The sequence below is a fragment of the Qipengyuania sp. RANM35 genome, assembly GCF_041021145.2.
In the GTDB taxonomy this organism is placed as follows: Bacteria; Pseudomonadota; Alphaproteobacteria; order Sphingomonadales; family Sphingomonadaceae; genus Qipengyuania; species Qipengyuania soli.
In genome coordinates this window covers 387,304-407,359 of sequence record NZ_CM196433.1, presented here as the reverse complement: position 1 = coordinate 407,359, position 20,056 = coordinate 387,304, and the positions used below count along the sequence as shown (strand labels likewise).

The following is a 20,056-nucleotide window of genomic DNA, read 5'->3' as shown; positions in this document are numbered from 1 at the left end:
GCCTAGTAATCGCGGCTGATCTCTGCGACGACGCTTTCGCGTCCGATCGTCGAGACAGCTGCGAGTACCGAGAGCCAGCTGGTCACGCGGAACTCGACCTCGGTAGCGCTATAACCGCGTCCGTCGGTGATGATCTCCGCGTAGAACCTGCGGCCGAAATTCTTGCCCAGAGCGACGCCGGTCCCGCGCCCAAGCGCGGGGTCGGCGCTTACCACGCGCAAGCGGTCGAGCCCGATCGCGCTGCGCAACTGATTGATCGGGTCCATGCCGCCACCCCCGCGCAGGCTTGCTACCGCAGCGCCGAGTTGCAGCGCATCGGTCGCGGACAAGGTCGTGATCGAACCACCGAACAACAGGCGCGCCATGATCTCTTCCTCCGGCAGGGAGGGGTCGGAGGTGAAGGCGATTTCCGGCTGGGTCGCGCTGCCCTTGACTGTCACGACGACGGTCAGGCTGTCACGCTTTGTCTCGGCACGAATATCGAGGCGCGGATCGATCGGAACGGTTTCGTCGAAGGCGATCTCGCCGCGGGTCAGTTCAAACCGCGTTCCTGCAAAAGTGTAGTCGCCGCGCACCACGCGCGCACGTCCGCCGATGCGCGGATTCTCGGTCGTGCCACGCAGGATGACATCGGCTCCCCATTCGCTGTCGAGGCCCATGCCGTCGACGTCGATGCGACTGCTTGCCTTGGCATCGATAAGGTAGCGCCAAGGCCTCGCGGGTGCGACGCGCGGAGCACGGCTCGCGGGGGAATTGATCTCTCGCGTCGGGATCTGAGGGAGCCGCAAGTCGTCCGCTGCCACGCCGAGCTTCCAGCTTGCACGGTTGACCTTGACCCGCCCGGCGATCGTGCCGCCAAGCCCGTCCGAGATGATGCGCAGCGGTCCGGTGATCGTTGCATTGAGACCTTTGGCATTGAGCAGCCGCGCATTCTCCACCGAAGCACGCAGGTCGATGATCGGGCCGCGGATTTCGAGCACCCGGCCTTCGACCGGCTCGCCGAGGGTGCGCAGGTCGACGATGCCGCTGCCCTTCACCGTCCCGCCATTATCGGTGGTCCCGGCAAACCGCATGAGCTGGAGCCGGGACCCGGTGAACTTGCCGCGCACGGAAACCTTTCGGATGTCGGTGCCTGAAAGCGAGCTCAGCACGCGCAAGTCGTCGCTTGTGACGGAGCCGCGTACGGTCGGGTCGGCAAGCGATCCGGTGGCATCGGCTGCGATCGATACGGGGCCTGTAAGGTCGAATGCCTCGATGGCGGCAAGACGCCAGAGGCTTTCCGCCGCGCCCTGGTAGCGCAGCTGCGCCACCAGGCGTCCCGCACGCAGGCGATCGAGCAGCAGGCCCGCTTGCGGCAGGCCACTTATCCGAGCCTGGACGCGTCCGCGCCTGATGTCCTCGTTGCGCAGCAGGGCGCGGACCTGGAGTTCGCTTTCGGTAAGGCGCGCGACCAGCGATAGGTCAACCGGCCGTGAAGTAAGGACGAGGCCCGAGCGGGTAAGGCCGTCAACCTTGACCTTCGCCTCTCCGACCGGAATTCCGTTCGCGCCGTTGCGGAAATTGACAGTCCCCGAAATCGTCCCGCCAAGCCCGGTGTCCGAGCGCGCGATGTCGATGAGCGAAAGGGGCATCCCGGCCAGCTTGAAATCGAAGGCGAGATTGTCGCCGCCGAACCGGCCGGAGGCTACCATTCCCGCGTCGCCATAGCTGACCTGTGTCGGCGCCAGTTCCCAGCCGCCACCCTCGAGGCTGGTCAGGATGGCGCGGCGTGGCATGGTGATGGCCCGACCGGCGAATTCGCCTTTCGCCGCCACGGCGATCTGCCCCGGCGTGAAACGACCGTTCAGGTCCAGCTCGAAGCGGGCATTCCGGCGACCCGAAATTGACGCATCGACTGTGCCGCTGCCGTTCTCGATCTTGCCCTGGGCTGCCGCGCGGGCGATGAATAGGGTCCCATAGGACAGGCCCGCCGCGGTGCCCGAGCCGGTGAAGCTCGACTTGCCGTCGCTGATCAGCCCGTTCGCCTTCAGGTCGGCACGCGCGATCCGCATTCTCGGCTCTCCACCAAAGCTCGCATTGCGTGCCTTGAGGTCGATATCGAGACCCTGACCGCCGCCGCGCGGAGCAAGGTCCACCGTTCCGTCGAGGCCGCCACCGGCAAAGGCCAGCTGGCCTTGTGCACCGCCATCGACCAGCGTCAGGCCGCCCGTAACGCTTGTTTCGGACACAGTCAGCGTGTCGATATCGATTCGCGTCGGGCCGCCTTTCGGAGCGAACAGGCCGAGTTTGCCTGTGAATGGCCCAAGGACCGATCCTCCGTCAGCGTCGATCGCGAAACCTTCCCGGGTCGGCGCGATGGCTAGGCGGACATTCTCCACACCAGTCGCCGGCTTGGCGAAGACGAGCACCGCGCGGGGACCCTCCTGGGTCAGCGAGGCCTCAACGGTGAAGTCGCCGTAATCGACGTGGTGTCCCTTGCCCGCGACCCGTGTGGTGCCCTGGCGAATGTCACCGTTGAGCGACGCCGTCAGCTTGCTGGCATTGATCCGCACGCCGTCGAAGCGCAGCGGGGCATCGCCACCCATGGCTATTCCGCCGCGTACACGGATCGGCGTTCCCGCGAGATTGGCCAGCGTGGCATTGGTCACCGGCGCGATACGCGCATCGAGATCGGCCTTGAGCCTCCACGGTGCACCCGGCGAGAGAGTCAGGTCGATGGCCGCCGTGCCTCCTGCCGAGCCCACGTTCTCAAGCGCAAGGCGATCCGCGCGAACCGGCCCGCGAACCTGGTAACTTCCCTTGGCAACGTCGCCTCGCAAGGCGAGGTTCGCGGTCAAACCCTGGAAAACCAGTCTCAGGTCGTCCGATACGAGCTTGCTGCCTGTGAGGACCAGCCTGCCCCGTGCAGTGCCATTCACGAGGCGTGGGTCAATCCACGAATTTCCGCTCGCTACCCGATCAACGCCGAGGTCGAGCGGGACAGTCCAACGCGAACCGTCGTAACGGGCAGTTCCGCGCTGGCGGACGCGCGCAAGCTTGGTGCCGCTGACATCGAGTTCCGCCAATTGCAGATCGTGAAGGATCGTCAGGTCCTTGAACGCGCCGTTGATTGTCGCGATCATCCGGCCGCCACGCACCGCAATCCCATTGCCGAACAGCGATGGGTCACGCACTTGCGCAATCACATCGAGCTCGTTGACGCGGTTTTCCGCGAGGTCGAGCTTGCCGTCCGCATCGAGCGAAAGTCCCCGTCCGATGAGGATCGTCCGGCCATCGAATACCCGGTTGTCGATCCTGATGTCCGATCTGATCGCGACATCACTTCCCATCGCCCTCAGCGGGAGGCCGGTGAGGAAATCGGACGGGTCGACTTTTCCGAGGAGACCGAAGCGACCGGAGCGGTTCGTCACGCGCAGCGCCGCGACCCGCTTGCCTTCGCTCCTGACCAGCAGGCCACCCTTCCACGCAGTCCAACTGCCATCGCCGCGCAATTTCGCAGTGTACGGCTTCTCGACCCCTGCCAGCGACGCCAGCGGCCCATTCGCCTGCGCGTCGAGATCCAGGGAAGCATCGAAGTCATCCCCGTCCGGTTCCGCGTCGAGCCTGAAGGCGAGCCTGTCACGCGACCCCAGCGTGCCCTTCGCATCGACGAGCAGGCGGCGATCCTCGACCTGCAGCTCTGCGTCGAGATCGACCCTCTGCGCCTTGTCGCCCGCAATTCCGGAAGCGATCGTCAGATTGTCGATTTCCAGATGGTCGATTGAGATGTCGAAGCCAGGAAGGATGGGATTGTCGTCTTCGCTGGGCAGGAATTCGGGGATCCGCGACAAGGTTGCGCGCCGGGCCACGAAGCTGTCGATGTCCAGCCGGTTGGACAGCCATGCACCGGGATTCCAGTCGACCTCCGCGCGCGGGATCGTCAGGAAAACGCCCTTGGGATCGGAGAGGCGAACATCATGCAGGATCGCCGCGCCATAGAGGTTGCCCTCGATCCGCCCGATCGAGATGTTGAGGCCATTGGGAAAGGTTCGCTCGGCAATCTTGCTGGCGAGAAAGCGCTCACCCAAGGGCGTATTGAGCAGAACAACTGCGGCGACCACCGCCAGTACGAGCGCACCCAGAATGCCCAGCAACCATTTGGCTGCCCGCCCAAGGCGGGATCTCCGCCGCGGGGGCGCTACCTCGTCGACAATGGCCACGTCATCGACCATCAGAAGGCCTGACCCAGCGAAACATAGACGGCGACCGAGGAATCCTCAGGGTCGGGGTTGAGCGGCACGCCCACATCGATGCGGATGGGACCAAAGCCGGTGGCATACCGCAAGCCCAGGCCGGCGCCGTATTTCACATAACGGAAATCCGGGGTGCGATTGATGGAAACCGCACCGAGATCGAAGAATGGCACGACCGATACCGCCCCGTCGAAGAAACCCGTACCAATACGGGCCTCGACCGATGCCTCCACCAGGCTGAGCCCACCGGTCACCTCGCCGAGGTCGTTCTTGGGCCCGATGGACTGGTACCCGTAACCGCGCACGGACCCGCCGCCCCCGGCATAGAGCCTGCGAGAAGGAGCGATCGCGTAAAGCGGCGCACCCTGGATACTGGCGAAGCGCAGGCGCCCAGCAAGCACCGTTCGGTCGGTGATCGACTGGTAATATGCCGCATCGACCTGGTTGCGCAGGTAATAGAATTGGTCGCCCGCGGTTCGAGAGGTTTCCGGGGCCAGCATCCCGGTAATTCGAAAGCCTTTGGTGGGATCGACAAGGGAGTCGCTCGTATCGATTGTCGCGCGACCATAGAGTGAGGCAATGAGGAAGGTCCTGCGCGGACGCGGGATGCCCCCAATCACGCGGTTGCGTTCATCTGTCGCCAGGAATTCGGCTCCGAGGGCCCAACTGAACGGCTTCTGGAATAGAAGCGTGGAGGTCTTTTCGAACCCTCCCTGGATAGCGACGGTCCTTGCGTCATAGGCATCAGTGTCGATTGTTGATGCATAGGCATCGACACCGGCGACGTTGTCGCGCCCGTGGAAGTTGTTCTTGCGGAAAGTCACGCCTGCAAGCTGCTCGCGCGTGCCGACAATACCGCGGAGGCGCAGCAACCCTTCCGACGGGAAGAGGTTGCGGTGTTCCCAGCTCGCCTGGACGCGAATGCCTTCTTCCGAACCGTAACCGATGGCACCGGCCACAGTGCGCAACTTCGCGCGCTCGATACCGACATCCATCTCCACCACGCCCGGCTGGTCGCCCTGCGGTGCGACCACCTCGCGCGGGGTCACGGAGACGGTTGAAACCAGTCCGGTCGCGGTGATGGCGCGCCGCAGGTCCATTTCAAGGCTGCGCTTGTAGACATCGCCCGCATCGAAGCGCGCTATTTCCGCGAGGTGCTTGCTAGAAAGGAAGCGCGGATCGCTGCTGATGACATCGCCAAAGACATACTTGCCCTTGGGCCGGACCGGCATGGTCAGGTCACCCTCGACCCTCTCGTGGTCGATCAGGAGTTCCGGCTCGTCGATCTCGGCAAAGGCATAACCGGTCTCGCCCAGCTTGCGGTCGAGATTGAAGCGCTGCTGGACGATGGTGTCGGACTGCAGGTAGTCGCCGGGCTGGATGCCGAAGGATGCGCGCAATTCCTCCGCATCGAGCGCGCTCGCGAGATCGCCGAGATCGATGGTTCCGTATTTGTAGCGGGGTCCGGGAATGATGTCGAAGCGAACCCGGGGAGCGGCCTCTCCGCCGTCCTCGCCCACCTCGCGTGCGCCGATGTTACGGATGATTTCGCCATCGTAGTAACCGTAGACGCGAAGGAGATTGCCAAGCAGTTCCTCGTCCTCACGCGCCCGGGCAGCAAGCTGCGCGACGGTCTCGTCATCCCCGTCCAGTTCCTCGATCGTCGACAGCGCCTGGAAGCGCGAGACGAAATCGCCGCGTTCGCTGAAGGGCGGTTCCTTCTGCGGAAAGCCTAGGACGAGAGAGGGGGAAAGCGTTTCGGTCTCGGCGTCCTCGAGTGCGACCTGCTGGCGATCATCGAGCAGTTGGACGAATTCGATGCCTTCCTCGGGCTCGAGCTGCTGCAACGGTTCGAGTTCGATGTCCTCGGGCCATGCGAGATCCATTCCGGGCAGATCGGTGAGCGGTGTATCCGCCTCGACTTCTACTGCGGAATCGATGTCGGTAGCGACAGGCGCATCGGTTCCCTGCTGAGCCCAGCTATCTGGGTCCTCCACTGCGCTGTCGGGAATCAGATCCTCGAGCGAAGGAGGCGCGTCCATGTCCTGGGCGGCCAGATCCAGCGGCGCGAACGCGACCGCGGCGGCAGCACAAAGGATCAGCGAATGGCGGATGTGCTCAGTCAGCGAGCTTGTATTCGGCCTGTGTGCCATCCTTGGCAGGCAGGGCCTCGTCACGGCGGCGAGCACGCGGGGCGGTAGCCGTGGCGATGAGCCGACGCTGTTCGTCATCGGCCATGCGTTCCCATCCGCCGCGACCGAGCTTTTCAAGCGGCCGGTAGCGGACCTTGTATTGCATGCGGTCTGCCCCTTCGACCCAGTAACCGAGGTAAACGTAAGGCAGTCCGCGTTCCGCCGCGCGGCGGATATGGTCGAGGATGATGTAGTTACCAAGCCCGGCGCGATCCTCATGCTCAGGGTCGTAGAAGCTGTAGATCATCGACAGCCCGTCACCCTGGTAGTCAGTCAGGCAGGCACCCACCAGCCGCCCAGGTTCGGCGCCGATACCCGGCTCCCGATATTCAATTACATAGCTGGATACTGGAGTGTGTTCCACCATATCCGCAAAGTCGTTTTCCTCCATCTGCGTCATGCCACCACCAGGGTGGCGCACTGCGAGATATTTCTGAAGGAGTTCGAACTGCTCGCCGGTCGCCCAGGGACGACACTCGGTAGCGACGAGATCCTCGTTCGCCTTAAGCGCGCGCTTCTGCGTGGAAGACGGCTTGAATTCGTTGGCCACGACGCGGACCGAGATACAGGCCTGGCAGTCGAGGCAGGAGGGGCGATAGGCAACCGTCTGGCTGCGGCGGAAACCGATCCGGCCCAGCGCTTCGTTGAGCTCGTCCGCGCTGGTCCCGCGCAGTTCCGTGAAAACCTTGCGCTCGCTCTTGCCCGGCAGGTACGGACACGGCGCAGGGCTGGTCACGAAGAACCGGGGAAAGCGGATCGGGGCCGTCACTGCGCTTGGCATCCTTTCGTCGAGAGACAGTTAACGTCTCATTGACTCTTTTATGCCGCAGAGGGTCCCGCGTTAAAAGTCCCTTAACCACGAATTCGACGTTTCGTCCGACTAACCACACGGAATGGATGGTTAATTCGCGCGCTGGCGCGTCTCGCTCAGGCCAGTTCGGCCAGCTCCACCGAATATCCCTTCGCCACCAGCGAAGACACAAGGGCGTCTATCTGATCCGAATCGCGCGCCTCGCACTCGATCTCCGCCGTCAGTCCCTTCGCCGGGAGGGTGGTGAAAATGCGCTGGTGATAGATCTCGATGATGTTGACGTTGTGCGCGTTGAACTCGCGCATCACTTTGAACAGCGCGCCGGGACGATCCTGCAGCACGATCCGCAGGCGTGCGAGACGCCCGGAGCGAGCAAGATCACGTAGGAGCACGTTGGCGAGCAGTCGGGTGTCGATGTTGCCGCCGCACAGGACCAGGCCGACAGTCTTGCCGGCGAACTTCTCGGGATAGGAAAGCACGGCCGCAAGCCCGGCAGCACCGGCACCCTCGACAACCGTCTTTTCGATCTGGAGTAGCAGCGAAACCGAGTGCTCGAGCTTGGGCTCGTCCACCAGGAGGATTTCGTCGACCAGCTCGCGAATGACTTCGCGGGTGAATTCGCCCGGCGCCTTCACCGCAATGCCCTCGGCAAGTGTGTCGCCGCCACAGGGCAGGTCGTTGCCGGTCACTTCCGAATACATCGAGGGGAACAGCTTTGCCTGCACCCCGATCATCTCGATCCCGGGCTTGAGCGCCTTGGCTGCCGTCGCCATGCCGCTCATCAGGCCGCCGCCACCGATGGGAACGACAAGACAATCGAAGTCGTCCTTGTCCTCAAGCATCTCGAGCGCGACCGTGCCCTGCCCCGCCGCGACCAGCGGGTCATCGAAGGGATGCACGAAGGTCAGGCCACGTTCCTGCTCGAGCTGGCGGGCGTGGGCGTAAGCCTCGTCGAAGGTCTCGCCAAACTGTTCCACCATGCCGCCAACGCTCTCGGTCTGCATGACCTTCACGCTGGGCGTGGTCTGCGGCATCACGATGGTGACCGGTACGCCGAGGCGACGGCCATGATAGCTCAGCCCCTGCGAGTGGTTGCCCGCAGACGCTGCAATCACACCCCGCGCACGCTGTTCTTCAGTGAGGTGCAGCAGGGCATTGAGCGCACCGCGTTCCTTGTATGCGGCGGTGAACTGCTGGTTCTCGAATTTCAGCCAGACATCGGCCCCGGTAATCTCCGACAGGGTCTGCGAACGCATCATCGGCGTGCGCACCACGGCACCCTCGATACGCGCGGCAGCGGCGCGCACGTCGTCGAGCGTCAGGAGATCGGTCGCCTTTTCGGCGGCGCGGGCGGAAGTTGCCTGTGTCATATGCACTCGCCCCTACGGCCCGCGGGGGTCGTGCGCAATCGCGGAAAGGGTTTGCCTGCGCCAAGCTATGCCTTATCGCCGCGCCTCATGCATTTACGGGACCGCACCAAGATGAAGCTCAAGTTGATTGCCGCCCTCCTCGCCGCAACGATGGCCCCACCGGCCCTCGCAGACGTACTGATCGACAATGTCGAAGGTTTGACAATTGACGAAAACGGCAAGGTTTTACGCTTCACGGGCATCGTTGTGGACGACCAGGGGAAGGTCGCCAAGGTCCTGCAGCGCGGCGACAAAAAGCCGCAGACCGACTATCGCGAGGATGGCAAGGGCCGGGTGATGATCCCGGGCCTGATCGACGCACACGCCCATGTCATGGGCGTCGGCATCGCCGCCCTGACGCTCGACCTGTCCGACACCAATTCGCTTGCCGAGGCGCTCGAGAAGATCCGCAAGTTCGCAGCGGAGAACGAAGCGCGTCCGTGGATCCTCGGCCGCGGCTGGAACCAGGAGAAGTGGGGCTTGGGCCGCTTCCCGACCGCCGCCGAATTGGACAGTGCGGTAGCCGATCGCCCCGTCTATCTCGAACGGGTCGATGGCCATGCAGGCTGGGCGAACACCATGGCCATGAAGGCCGCGGGGATCACCACGGCGACGAAAAATCCGGATGGCGGACGCGTCGAGCGCCTGGCCGGATCGCAAGCGCCTTCGGGAGTTTTCGTCGACAACGCCACGCGGCTTATGGAAACCGCCATCCCCGCCCCGCGCCCGAACGAGCGTGATCTCGCCTTCGCCGAGGCGCAGAAGGTGCTCCATCGCCTGGGCATCACTGCCGCAGCAGACATGGGCACTTCAATCGAGGACTGGCAGGCCTATCGCCGCGCGGGCGACAACGGTTCGCTGACTCTGCGCATAATGGCCTATGCCGGCGGCCCGCAGAACATGGAACTGATCGCCGGATCCAGGCCCACTCCCTGGCTCTACGACGACAAGCTGCGGATGAATGGCATCAAGCTGTACATGGACGGCGCGCTCGGCAGCCGGGGTGCTTGGCTCAAGCAGCCTTATTCCGACGACCCCAAGAATACGGGCCTCCCGCTTACCGCGCCGGCGCAGCTTCGCAACATCCTCGTCCGCGCGGCGCAGGGGAATTTCCAGCCCGCCATCCACGCCATCGGCGACGCCGCAAATGCCGAAGCTCTCAACGCCATTGGCGAGATTGCCGAAAGCTTCCCCGGCGATCGTCGCTGGCGCATCGAGCATGCGCAGATCGTTGACCCTGCCGACCTGCCGAAGTTTGCCAAGGACGGCATCATCGCTTCGATGCAGCCAGTTCACCAGACCAGCGACCGCCTGATGGCCGAGGCCCGTCTCGGGCCCAACCGGCTCGATGGGGCCTATGCCTGGAACACTATACTGCAACTGGGCGGTAAGCTCGCATTTGGCTCGGACGCGCCGGTTGAATCCGCCGACCCCTTCGCCGGCATGGCTGCCGCCAGCACCCGCATGGATGCCGATGGGCAGCCGTTCGGCGGCTGGCGTCCGCAGGACCGCGTGACGCGCGAACAGGCATTGGCCGGCTTCACCAGCGATGCTGCCTATGCCGGCTTTGCAGAGGGGCGCTTCGGGCGACTGCTACCTGGAGAACGCGCCGACTTCGTGCTCGTCGATCGTGACCCGCTGCTGGCGACCCCGGCAGACCTTCGTGCGACCAAGGTCCTCGAAACCTGGGTCGGCGGCCGCAAGGTTTACGACGCGGACTGAGGCTCTTCGGCTTCGGCGTTGTCGCTGGCAGCTTCGGCGAGACGGCGCTTCTCGGTGAAGCGCATGACCAGCAAGGCGCCCTCGAACAGCAGAAGCAGCGGTATCGCGAGCATCAACTGGCTGATCACGTCGGGCGGCGTGGCAATCGCCGCGATCACGAAAACCAGCACGATCACGTAACGGCGCGCGCCAATAAGCTGCGCCCGGCTGACGATCCCCGCCGTGTTGAGCAAGAGGAGCAGCAAGGGCAGCAGGAAGCTCAAGCCGAAGGCGAGGATGAACTGCATTACCAGCCCGAGGTAGTCTTCCGAATTGGGCAGCGCCTCGATCTTGACCCCGCCCGGCGATCCCTGGAACCCGAGGAACCAGTGGAACGCGGTGGGCATCACGACGTAATAGGCCAGCGCTCCGCCCGCGGTGAACAGGATTGGCGTCGCCAGCAGGAACGGCAGGAACGCCTTCTTTTCCTTTGCATAAAGCCCCGGAGCAATGAACTGCCACAGCTGGTTGGCGATCACCGGAAAGGCGATGAAGAACGCGGCAAACAGCGCGACCTTCAGCTCGACGAAGAATTGCCCGTAGAGCTTGGTGTAGATCAGCTTCGATTGCCCCGCGTCGAGCAGCGGCTGGACGAGGAAGGCGAGAATGTCCTTCGCGAAATAGAGGCACACTGCGAACGCCACGCCCAAGGCCATGAAGGCCCGAACCAGCCGTGCGCGGAGTTCGATCAGGTGATCGAGCAACGGTGCCTGCGTTTCGTCGATGTCCTTGATCACCGGCATGTCAGGCGTCCTTCGGCCCAGCCGGGGGCGCAAGCGGCAGCGGCGGCTCGCTCTCATGCTCGGGCGCCTTGGCCGGCGCAGCACGCGCTATTGCGGCTTCGGCGCGCGCGTCGGCCTCCGCCGGATCGAGCGGTTCCATCTGTGGCGGGAGCAAATCGTCGGGAGCGCCGCCGGCGGGCTCATCGCCGGTCGGGTATTTGGCCATGATTTGCTTGTTCCGCTCGGCCCACTTGGCTTCCATGTCCTCGATCTCGGCCTGGCGGATCATCTCGTCGACCCCGGCGCGAAAGTGGTTCGACATGCGCCGCACCTTGCCGATCCAGCGCCCGGCGCTGCGCAGCGCACGGGGCATGTCCTTCGGGCCTATCACCACGATCGCCACGATGACGATCATGAGCAGCTCACTTGCACCGATGTCGAACATCGCCAGTTATCCGAGGGTAGGGATCAGCCCTGACTGTCGCTGCGCGGCGCAGGCTGAGGCTCGGCAGGAGCCGGATCGGCGGGTTTGGCATCGTGAGCCGGACCTTCGATCCGCGGAGCCGCCTTATCGGTTTCGTCCATACCCTGCTTGAAGCTTTTGATGCCCTTGCCGAATTCGCCCATGATGTCGGAAACGCGCCCACGTCCGAACAGCACCAGGACGATTACGAGGACGACCAGCCAGTGCCAGATCGAAAAGGAACCCATGGAAATCTCCGTGCCGCACATCTGCGGCGATAAATTGACTGCGCGCGCTTACCTGTAGGCGCTGCAGCGGATGAATGCCAGTGCGACTACGGTCAATCGCCCGGTTCGGCATCGACCGGGTCTGCGACCTCGAGATCCTCGCCCACCAGCGCATCATAGGCATCGTCGATCGGATCGAGCAGGCCTGTTGCCTTGAGTTCGGCAAGGCCGGGCAGGTCGCGACGACTTGAAAGGCCGAAATGGTCGAGGAATTCGGGAGTCGTCGCATAGATCGTCGGACGTCCGGGAACTTCGCGCCGACCGGCGATCTTCACCCAGCCCGCCTCCATCAGCACATCAAGCGTGCCGCCAGAGGTCTGAACGCCGCGGATCGATTCGATTTCCGCGCGACTGACCGGCTCGTGATAGGCGATGATGGCAAGGACTTCGGTCGCTGCACGGCTGAGGCGGCGGACCTGTTCCTTCTCGCGCCGCAGCAGGTGGGCGAGATCGGGGGCGGTTTCGAAATGCCAGCGCTTGCCGCGCTCGACCAGCTGCACACCGCGGTCGCGATAATGCGCAGCTACGCTGTCGAGCGCGTCACGAACATCACCGACAGCGGCATCGCCAAGGAAATGCGCGAGTTCCTCCGCCGTCATCGGCTCCTCGGCGGCAAACAACGCCGCCTCGACTGCGCGGGTCAGCTCATCCACGGGCGCCCGCCTTCCTGAGATGAAGCGGCCCAAAGGTCTCGTCCTGTTGCAGTTCGGCCCGGCCAAGCCGCGCCAGTTCGAGCGCAGCGACGAAACTTGATGCCAGCGCCGAACGGCGCAGGCGCGGTTCGGCATAGGGCGGAAGGAAATCCTTCAGCTCCATCCAGTCGAGCGACACGCCGAGCATGTGCGACACGCGGTCGAGCGCCGATTCGAGGGTCATGACCGGACGTTCGCGAACCATGTGGATCGCAGGTGCCGTGCGCGCCTTCACGCGGCCATAGGCCTCGATCAACGCGAACTGGTCGCATTGCCACAGGTTCTTGCGGGCAATTTCCAGCCCCTCGGGCGCGCCACGCAGGAAAACGTCGCGTCCGATGCGGTTGCCGCCCATGAGCCGCGCCGCCGCGTCGCGCATCGCACCCAGGCGCTGCAGGCGCAGTTGCAGCTTGAGGGCGAGTTCTTCGGGGCTCGGATCCTCCTGCTCGTCCTTGGGCAGGAGCATGGCCGACTTGAGATAGGCCAGCCACGCCGCCATCACGAGGTAGTCGGCAGCCAGCTCCAGCCGCAGCGCCTCGGCCCGCTCGATGTAATCCAGGTACTGGTCGACCAGCGCGAGGATCGAAATCGAGCGCAGATCGACCTTCTGCCGCCGCGCCAGGTCGAGCAGCAGGTCCAGCGGCCCTTCCCACCCGTCGAGCTCGAGGTAGAGCGCGTTCTCGTCCACCTTAGCCTCGTTGGCGATGCCGTCCCAATCGTCCTCGACCACGGCGGTTTCGGGAAAGAGCAGGCCCTCGTCGGTCATGCCGCAGCCTCCACCAGCGCGAGCAGCGCGTCGCGCTTGGCCAGAAGTTCGGTGGTTTCGATCGCATCCGCCGGTTCGCCCATGGCGGCGTGGACACGGTCGAGGCGAGCCGAGGTCGCTTCGCTCATCGTCCCGCAGCGTTCGACAATACCGGCCATGTCATCGAGCTTGGCCCAGCAGTTGAGGACGATGTCGCAGCCCGCGGCCAACGCGCGCTCGGCGCGTTCGGGAATGGTCCCGTCAAGCGCCTGCATGTCGATGTCGTCGGTCAGCAGCAACCCGTCGAAGCCGATCTGGCCGCGGATGACGTCGCGCACGACCTTGGGCGAAAGCGTGGCGGGATTGTCCGCATCCCAGGCGGTGAAGACGATATGCGCGCTCATGCCCAGAGGATGCGAAGACAGCGTGCGGAAGGGCACGATATCCACCTCCAGATCCTCTACACTCGCTTCCACCCGGGGAAGTTCCTTGTGGCTGTCCACCGTCGCACGGCCATGGCCCGGCATGTGCTTCAAACAACCGACGACGCCTGCGCGGCCAAGTCCGTCGAGGACTGCGCGACCCAGCGCCGCCACCTGCATCGGGTCGCTGCCCAGCGCGCGGTCGCCGATCACGTTGTCGGTTTCCGGACGGCGCACGTCGAACGGTGCGTGATAGTCGACACTGACGCCGACCAGCGCGAGTTCGCGTCCCATCGCCTCGGCATTGGCGCGCGCCGCCTCGATGGCGGAGGCGGGTGCGATCTCGAACAGCCTGGCGAAGGCTTCGCCTGCAGGATAGCGCGGCCATTCGGGCGGCTTCATCCGCACGACACGTCCACCTTCCTGGTCGATCGAGACGACCAGCCGATCGCGCCCGTGGAGGGAACGCAGGTCATCGGTCAGACGGCGGAGCTGTTCGCGGTTTTCGCAATTGCGGGCGAACAGGATGTAACCCGCCGGATCGGCGTCGCGGAAGAAGTCGCGCTCCTCGGCCGTCAGTTCGAGGCCGGCAATGCCGAAAATGGCGGGCGTCATGGAGAGGAAACTGCGACTTTCGCCCTGTGCCCGCAAGCGCACCGCCTGCGGCAAGTGTGGAAATTAAGCCAGTCTGCGCGCTATTTCACGAAACAGGCCAGCCCGTCGGCCTTCAGCGCGTCGCACAGGCGGTTCGCGCCGGCCCGGTCACCCGCTATCGCCTGCAGGCGATAGACGCGTCCGATGTCGACGCGCGCCTCGACGACGCGGTGGCTGACACCAGACAGGACTTCCGTCTGGCGAATGAGGCGGCCCCATGCTGCCTCTGCCTCTTCCCTGCTCGGGAATGCGCCCACCTGTACCGCGCCGCCCGAAACGGGTTGCGGCTTGGTCTCGCGCGGCTCTTCGCCCACGGTCGAGGCGATCGATGGCTTTGCAGCAGTCGTCTTGGTATCGATCGGCGAGGTATCGGCCAGCTTGCCCTCACGGCTCTGGCCCTCGCCAACCGCGAAGCTCGTGTCGCCGGTACCGGCAAAAACCTTGCCGCCCTGGTCCTTGGGCCGGGTCTTGTAGGGTTCCGTCGGAGCAGCGATCAGGCTTCCGTCAGGTTCAGGCTCGTCCGAGGTGCTCTTGCCGAGATACCAGATACCTCCGACCACTACTGCCAACGCCAGGAAGGCAAGCACGCCGAGCAGGGCAAGGCGCGAGGTATCGAACCCGCCAGCACCTTCATCCTCCTCGCCCGACTCCAGCCACGGGAGACGCTCGTTCTCTGCAAGGTCGAGCTGGTCGTTACCGTCCCAGTCGTCGTCGCTGTCGAAAGGCCTCGACCCCATGCTCACATCTCCTCGACCGCCTGGACCCCGAGAATGCCGAGGCCGTTGCGGATGACCTGCCCCACCGCGTCGGCGAGGTAGAGCCGGGCCGCGGTCAATTCGGGATCACCTTCCTGGATGATCCGCTTCGAAGGATCGTCATTACCCGCATTCCAGAAGCTGTGAAAGGCAGCGGCCAGATCACCTAGGAAAAATGCGATGCGGTGCGGCTCGCGCGCCTTGGCTGCGGCCTCGACTACGCGCGGGAACTGCGCGGCCTCGCGAACCAGTGCCAGCTCGTCCGCACCAAGGCGGTCGAGGTGGTCGCCCGAAGGCTCGACCCCCGCCTTGCGCAGCGTCGAACGGATGCGCGCGTGGGCATACTGGAGGTAGAAGACGGGATTGTCCTTCGACGCCTCGACCACCTTGTCGAAGTCGAAGTCCATCTGCGCGTCGGGCTTGCGGGTCAGCATGGTGAAACGCACGACGTCCTTGCCGACCATCTCAACCACATCCGCCAGCGTGACGAAGTTGCCGGCGCGCTTGGACATCTTGAACGGCTGGCCGCCCTTCATCAGCTGGACCATCTGGACCAGCTTGACGTCGAAGGGGATCGCCTTGCCCTGCCCTTCGCTGAGCGCGGCGACGGCAGACTTGATGCGCTTCACCGTGCCGGCATGGTCGGCGCCCCAGATGTCGATCAGCTCGTCGGCATTCTGCGCCTTCTGCAGGTGATAGGCGAGGTCGGCACCGAAATAGGTCCACGCGCCGTTCGATTTCTTGATCGGGCGATCCTGGTCGTCGCCGAACTGGGTCGAGCGGAAGAGCGGCAGTTGCACCGGCTCCCAGTCCTCGGGCGGGGCCTTGCCCTTGGGCGCTTCGAGCACGCCGTCATAGACATAGCCGTGTTCGCGCAGCCACGCCTCGGCGGCTTCGGGCTTCTTGGCTGCCTGCAATTCGGCTTCGGAAGAAAACAGGTCGTGATGGATGCCGAGCTGAGCAAGGTCGCTGCGGATCATGTCCATCATCGCGGCAACGGCACGCCCGCGGAACAGAACCAGCCATTCGCTCTCGGGCGCATCCTTGTAGGCCGGACCGAATTCCTGGGCGAGCTTCTCGCCCACCGGGACGAGATAGTCGCCCGGGTAGAGACCTTCCGGAATCTCGCCGATATCCTCGCCCAGCGCCTCGCGGTACCGCATGTGCGCGGAGCGGGCGAGCACGTCGACCTGCCCGCCGGCATCGTTGACGTAGTATTCGCGGATTACCTCGTGCCCGGCGAATTCGAGCAGTCCGGCAAGCGCATCGCCGACGACTGCCCCGCGACAATGGCCCATGTGCATCGGGCCGGTCGGGTTGGCCGAGACGTATTCGACGTTGACCTTGCGCCCTTCGCCCATGGTCGAGCGGCCGTAGTCGCCACCTAGAGCGACGATAGCGGCAAGCTCGCGCCGCCAGGCATCGTCCGACAGACGCAAGTTGATAAAACCGGGCCCGGCAATCTCGGTCCCGACGATGTCCGGATCGCGGTCGAGGTGGGCGACGATCTTTTCCGCCAGCGCGCGCGGATTGGTCTGCGCGGGCTTGGCAAGGACCATGGCGGCATTGGTGGCGAGGTCGCCGTGCGAGGGATCTCGCGGCGGTTCGACCGTCACGTTCGCACGCGAGATACCGGAGGGCAGCACGCCTTCCAGTTCCAGTGCATTCAATACCGCGTCGATGCGGGCCGCGAAGGCCGCGTGGAGTGTCTGCATTTCAGCCATGGCGCGCGCCTAGCCCATTGGGCCAGAATCGCAAGAGAGCAGCGCGCCTGCTCAGCGCGTCGCGTTGTAGCGCAGCTGTGCTTCGCTCAGCTGGAAGCCGACCAGCAGTTCGAAGGTTGCGCGCTGGACGGCAGCCTTCACTGCAGGATCGGCCAGCGGGTCGAGCGCGGCGTCCGGGTCGCCGGCCTTGCGCTTGCGGGTAATCTGCTCGCGAATGTCGGCGGGAAGCGATGCCTCGGCACGGTTGACGAAGGCACCTGCCTTGCCGCTGGCCGAGGCGCGTTCCTGGCCATCGGCGAACTGCAACGTAACCTGGCCGACGCGCTTGGTCACGACCTGGGTACCGCCGCGCAAGACGGTCGAGAAGAACGGCACGGTGACGGTGCGTGCGCCGCGCGTATCGGCACGGCGGGCAAGGACGTCGAAAGTCGCCTCGGTATAGACGCGCTCGGCGCCCTCGTCGCAGGTCGAACGCAGGTTGGTCATGGTCGCAACCAGATCGAGGTCGGCGAGAGTGGTCGAGCCGGGCGCACGGAAGGTGGTGACGTCGCCGGTATAGTCGGGGATGCCGACAGCCGGACAGGCGGTACGGATCGCGGAGATGCCGACGCCCTGGTCGATAACCAGATCGCCCGTCCTGGCGCAGCCTGCAAGGGCGAGCCCCAGGGCAAGGACGGGGAGAAGGCGGTGGCGACTGGTCATGCGGAGTTCGTCCCTTGTCGAAATTCGAATTCATCCCGCCCGGCGGGCGCGGACACGCCCTAGCTTGGGTCGGGGGAAAGCGCTAGAGGGCGGCACATGAACGCGCCCTTTCCATCCACTGCCGCGGGCCAGAACCCCGATCCGCGCCTTCCCCTCAAGCTCCTCATCGCTGCACCGCGCGGCTTTTGCGCAGGTGTCGACCGGGCAATCGAGATCGTCGAACGGGCGCTGCAAAAGTACGGTGCACCGGTCTATGTGCGGCACGAGATCGTCCACAACCGCTACGTCGTGGACAGCCTCAAGGAGCGTGGGGCAATCTTCGTCGAGGAATTGGACGAGGTCCCGGACGATGCACCGGTAGTATTCAGCGCACATGGTGTGCCGAAGTCCGTTCCAGCGGAGGCCCAGCGCCGCAACCTGCTCTACGTCGATGCTACTTGCCCGCTGGTCAGCAAGGTACACCGTCAGGCGGAACGCCAGATCGAGAAGGGGCAACACATCCTCTTCATCGGCCATGCCGGCCATCCCGAGGTGATCGGGACCATGGGCCAGGTTCCGGAGGGCATGATAACCCTGGTCGAGACCGTTGAAGACGTCGCCAACTTGCCGTTTACGCAGGATGACGACTTGTCCTTCCTCACGCAAACGACCCTTTCGGTCGATGACACGCGAGAGATGGTGGAGGCGTTGCAGGCGCGTTACCCGCAAATCGTCGCGCCCAAAGCTGAAGACATCTGCTACGCCACCAGCAATCGCCAGGCTGCTGTCAAGAGCATCGCGCCCAGCTGCGACCTGGTTCTGGTCATCGGTGCTCCCAATTCCTCGAACTCGCTTCGCCTCGTCGAGGTCGCCCAGCGTCTCGGAACCGACGCTCGCTTGATCCAGCGCGCGTCCGAAATCGACCCGAGCTGGCTCGAAGGCGTCGGCACCCTCGGCCTTACAGCAGGCGCGTCGGCGCCGGAGAAACTGGTCCGCGAGGTGGTGGACCGTCTGTCCGACTGGCGCGTGGTCGAAGAAACGCCAGTCGTCACGACCGAGGAAAACATGGTCTTCAAGCTGCCCCGGCAGCTCATCGAATAGGTGGCGGTCTATACCCATCTCGGCGCAGAGGACCTCGCGCATCTGGTCGCATGCTACGACGTAGGCGATCTCGTCTCGGCGAAGGGGATCGCCGAGGGCGTCTCCAACTCCAACTGGCTGGTAGAGACGACGCGCGGGCGCTTCATCCTGACGATGTACGAGTATCGCATCGACACAACCCAGTTGCCGTTCTTCCTCGGCCTGCTGGACCATCTCTCGGCGCGCGATTGCCCTGTACCGGCAACGATCCACGACCGGGACGGAGCTGCGTTCCGCATGATCGGCGACAAGGCGGTTGCGCTGATCGAGTTCCTGCCCGGCGTGTCGGTCGATCGGCCGACGCCGGCACAGGCCGCAGCGGTAGGGCGGGCACTTGCGCAGCTCCATCACGCGGTCGCCGACTTTCCCATGCACGGCCAGCAGACGATGGGGCTCGCAGAGTGGGACCGGCTTATCCACCAGTGCGGGACCGACAATCTGGAGGCGATTTCACCCGGTCTCGCCTCAAGTGCATACGACGAGCTGTCGTTCCTCGGCGCCAACTGGCCATCGGGCCTGCCGCACGGCGTGGTCCATTGCGACCTGTTCCCCGACAATGTGCTGATGCTCGGTGACACGGTCTCTGGCCTCATCGACTTCTATTTCTCGGCCGACGATTATTTCGCCTACGACCTTGCCGTGACCCACGCCGCTTGGTGCTTCACTCGCGGTGGGCACCAGTTCCTCTCCGATATTTCGGACGCATTGCTGCGCGGCTATGCTTCCGGGCGGACATTGTCCGAGGAAGAGCGTACCGCCATGCCGGTCCTGTTGCGCGGTGCCTGCGTCCGCTTCCTGTCTTCGCGCGCTTACGACTGGGTATTCACGCCGGCCGATGCACTGGTGGTCCGCAAGGACCCGCTCGATTTCGCGCGCCGTCTGGCCTTCTATCGCGAGAACGGCCAAAGCCTCTTTGCATGAAGAAGGTCGAGATTTTTACCGACGGGGCATGCAAGGGCAACCCGGGCCCGGGCGGCTGGGGTGCGCTGTTGCGCATGGGGCGTCACGAGAAGGAACTTTCGGGCGGTGAGCCCGACACGACCAACAACCGGATGGAAATGACCGCCGCGATCCGCGCACTGTCGGCGCTGATCGAGCCGTGCGAGGTCGACCTCTACACCGACAGCAAGTACCTGGTCGATGGGATCACCAAGTGGGTTTTCGGCTGGCAGAAGCGCGGCTGGGTCAACGCCAGCAAGAAACCCGTTCGCAATGCCGAGCTATGGCACGAGCTCATCAAGCTCACGAGCCATCACAAGGTCAAATGGCATTGGGTGAAAGGCCACGCGGGTCACGAGGAAAACGAGCGCGTAGACCGGCTGGCCAGCGACGAAGCGGATCGCATCCTCGCCGGCCAGCGGTAGGC

Annotated in this window: 17 protein-coding genes; 4 read left to right on the top strand and 13 right to left on the bottom strand. The window is 64.5% G+C overall.

Features of this window, described 5'->3' with window-relative positions; all coding sequences use genetic code 11:
• Window positions 1-2: 2 nt before the first annotated feature.
• The 4 genes from RAM60_RS01970 to RAM60_RS01955 all read right to left on the bottom strand — a co-directional run bounded on the left by RAM60_RS01970 (window position 3) and on the right by RAM60_RS01955 (window position 8,605).
• Complete coding sequence (locus tag RAM60_RS01970) at window positions 3-4,211, bottom strand: translocation/assembly module TamB domain-containing protein (protein ID WP_369025801.1); 4,209 nt, start codon at window positions 4,209-4,211, stop codon at window positions 3-5.
• Window positions 4,211-6,385, bottom strand: coding sequence for an autotransporter assembly complex protein TamA (locus RAM60_RS01965; protein WP_369025802.1), 2,175 nt, complete (start codon window positions 6,383-6,385; stop codon window positions 4,211-4,213). The genes RAM60_RS01970 and RAM60_RS01965 overlap by 1 nt, the downstream gene beginning before the upstream one ends.
• Window positions 6,351-7,193, bottom strand: coding sequence for an arginyltransferase (locus RAM60_RS01960; protein WP_200982665.1), 843 nt, complete (start codon window positions 7,191-7,193; stop codon window positions 6,351-6,353). Before RAM60_RS01960 ends, RAM60_RS01965 begins: the two co-directional genes overlap by 35 nt.
• Window positions 7,194-7,351: 158 nt before the next feature.
• Window positions 7,352-8,605 (bottom strand): threonine ammonia-lyase, encoded by a 1,254-nt coding sequence (locus tag RAM60_RS01955; protein ID WP_200982663.1) that lies wholly within the window; start codon window positions 8,603-8,605, stop codon window positions 7,352-7,354.
• Between the two features lie 111 nt (window positions 8,606-8,716).
• Here RAM60_RS01955 and RAM60_RS01950 point away from each other — a divergent pair, with 111 nt between their 5' ends.
• On the top strand, window positions 8,717-10,366 hold the full coding sequence (locus RAM60_RS01950; protein WP_369025803.1) for an amidohydrolase: 1,650 nt from the start codon (window positions 8,717-8,719) through the stop codon (window positions 10,364-10,366).
• On the opposite strand, the gene tatC is transcribed toward RAM60_RS01950, so the two are convergent.
• The 9 genes from tatC to RAM60_RS01905 all read right to left on the bottom strand — a co-directional run bounded on the left by tatC (window position 10,351) and on the right by RAM60_RS01905 (window position 17,571).
• Window positions 10,351-11,148, bottom strand: coding sequence for a twin-arginine translocase subunit TatC (gene tatC, locus RAM60_RS01945; protein WP_369025804.1), 798 nt, complete (start codon window positions 11,146-11,148; stop codon window positions 10,351-10,353). The two genes, RAM60_RS01950 and tatC, sit on opposite strands and share 16 nt — an antisense overlap.
• Before the next feature lies 1 nt (window position 11,149).
• Complete coding sequence (gene tatB, locus RAM60_RS01940; protein WP_369025805.1) at window positions 11,150-11,572, bottom strand: Sec-independent protein translocase protein TatB; 423 nt, start codon at window positions 11,570-11,572, stop codon at window positions 11,150-11,152.
• 23 nt (window positions 11,573-11,595) lie between these two features.
• A complete protein-coding gene (locus RAM60_RS01935) occupies window positions 11,596-11,838 on the bottom strand; it encodes a twin-arginine translocase TatA/TatE family subunit (RefSeq protein WP_369025806.1) in 243 nt (80 codons plus the stop codon).
• Between the two features lie 92 nt (window positions 11,839-11,930).
• Window positions 11,931-12,476: an SMC-Scp complex subunit ScpB gene (gene scpB, locus RAM60_RS01930; RefSeq protein WP_510640399.1), complete on the bottom strand. Its 546-nt coding sequence runs from the start codon at window positions 12,474-12,476 to the stop codon at window positions 11,931-11,933.
• A 46-nt stretch (window positions 12,477-12,522) separates the two neighbouring features.
• A complete protein-coding gene (locus RAM60_RS01925; RefSeq protein ID WP_369025808.1) occupies window positions 12,523-13,335 on the bottom strand; it encodes a segregation and condensation protein A in 813 nt (270 codons plus the stop codon).
• A complete protein-coding gene (nagZ, locus tag RAM60_RS01920; protein ID WP_369025809.1) occupies window positions 13,332-14,351 on the bottom strand; it encodes a beta-N-acetylhexosaminidase in 1,020 nt (339 codons plus the stop codon). The genes RAM60_RS01925 and nagZ overlap by 4 nt, the downstream gene beginning before the upstream one ends.
• 80 nt (window positions 14,352-14,431) lie before the next feature.
• Window positions 14,432-15,127: an SPOR domain-containing protein gene (locus RAM60_RS01915; RefSeq protein ID WP_369025810.1), complete on the bottom strand. Its 696-nt coding sequence runs from the start codon at window positions 15,125-15,127 to the stop codon at window positions 14,432-14,434.
• A 2-nt stretch (window positions 15,128-15,129) separates the two neighbouring features.
• Window positions 15,130-16,869, bottom strand: a complete 1,740-nt coding sequence (gene argS / locus RAM60_RS01910; protein WP_369025811.1) for an arginine--tRNA ligase — start codon at window positions 16,867-16,869, stop codon at window positions 15,130-15,132.
• 51 nt (window positions 16,870-16,920) lie between these two features.
• Window positions 16,921-17,571 (bottom strand): hypothetical protein, encoded by a 651-nt coding sequence (locus tag RAM60_RS01905; protein WP_200982648.1) that lies wholly within the window; start codon window positions 17,569-17,571, stop codon window positions 16,921-16,923.
• 96 nt (window positions 17,572-17,667) lie between these two features.
• Between RAM60_RS01905 and ispH the strand changes: the two genes are divergently transcribed.
• Genes ispH through rnhA form a run of 3 tightly spaced genes read left to right on the top strand, consistent with a single transcriptional unit; the run spans window position 17,668 to window position 20,054 of the window.
• Entirely contained in the window at window positions 17,668-18,651 is a 984-nt protein-coding gene (gene ispH / locus RAM60_RS01900; RefSeq protein ID WP_369025812.1) for a 4-hydroxy-3-methylbut-2-enyl diphosphate reductase, read from the top strand.
• Window positions 18,652-19,611 (top strand): homoserine kinase, encoded by a 960-nt coding sequence (locus tag RAM60_RS01895; protein ID WP_369025813.1) that lies wholly within the window; start codon window positions 18,652-18,654, stop codon window positions 19,609-19,611.
• Window positions 19,608-20,054, top strand: coding sequence for a ribonuclease HI (gene rnhA / locus RAM60_RS01890; protein WP_200982645.1), 447 nt, complete (start codon window positions 19,608-19,610; stop codon window positions 20,052-20,054). Before RAM60_RS01895 ends, rnhA begins: the two co-directional genes overlap by 4 nt.
• Window positions 20,055-20,056 lie beyond the last annotated feature (2 nt).

Coding starts and splice junctions, on each gene's coding strand:
- RAM60_RS01965 (WP_369025802.1), bottom strand. CDS start 6,385: ATGGCACACAGGCCGAATACAAGCTCGCTGACTGAGCACATCCGCCAT.
- RAM60_RS01935 (WP_369025806.1), bottom strand. CDS start 11,838: ATGGGTTCCTTTTCGATCTGGCACTGGCTGGTCGTCCTCGTAATCGTC.
- RAM60_RS01950 (WP_369025803.1), top strand. CDS start 8,717: ATGAAGCTCAAGTTGATTGCCGCCCTCCTCGCCGCAACGATGGCCCCA.
- RAM60_RS01905 (WP_200982648.1), bottom strand. CDS start 17,571: ATGACCAGTCGCCACCGCCTTCTCCCCGTCCTTGCCCTGGGGCTCGCC.
- tatC (WP_369025804.1), bottom strand. CDS start 11,148: ATGCCGGTGATCAAGGACATCGACGAAACGCAGGCACCGTTGCTCGAT.
- RAM60_RS01970 (WP_369025801.1), bottom strand. CDS start 4,211: ATGGTCGATGACGTGGCCATTGTCGACGAGGTAGCGCCCCCGCGGCGG.
- RAM60_RS01915 (WP_369025810.1), bottom strand. CDS start 15,127: ATGGGGTCGAGGCCTTTCGACAGCGACGACGACTGGGACGGTAACGAC.
- rnhA (WP_200982645.1), top strand. CDS start 19,608: ATGAAGAAGGTCGAGATTTTTACCGACGGGGCATGCAAGGGCAACCCG.
- RAM60_RS01955 (WP_200982663.1), bottom strand. CDS start 8,605: ATGACACAGGCAACTTCCGCCCGCGCCGCCGAAAAGGCGACCGATCTC.
- ispH (WP_369025812.1), top strand. CDS start 17,668: ATGAACGCGCCCTTTCCATCCACTGCCGCGGGCCAGAACCCCGATCCG.
- tatB (WP_369025805.1), bottom strand. CDS start 11,572: ATGTTCGACATCGGTGCAAGTGAGCTGCTCATGATCGTCATCGTGGCG.
- scpB (WP_510640399.1), bottom strand. CDS start 12,476: ATGACGGCGGAGGAACTCGCGCATTTCCTTGGCGATGCCGCTGTCGGT.
- RAM60_RS01925 (WP_369025808.1), bottom strand. CDS start 13,335: ATGACCGACGAGGGCCTGCTCTTTCCCGAAACCGCCGTGGTCGAGGAC.
- nagZ (WP_369025809.1), bottom strand. CDS start 14,351: ATGACGCCCGCCATTTTCGGCATTGCCGGCCTCGAACTGACGGCCGAG.
- argS (WP_369025811.1), bottom strand. CDS start 16,869: ATGGCTGAAATGCAGACACTCCACGCGGCCTTCGCGGCCCGCATCGAC.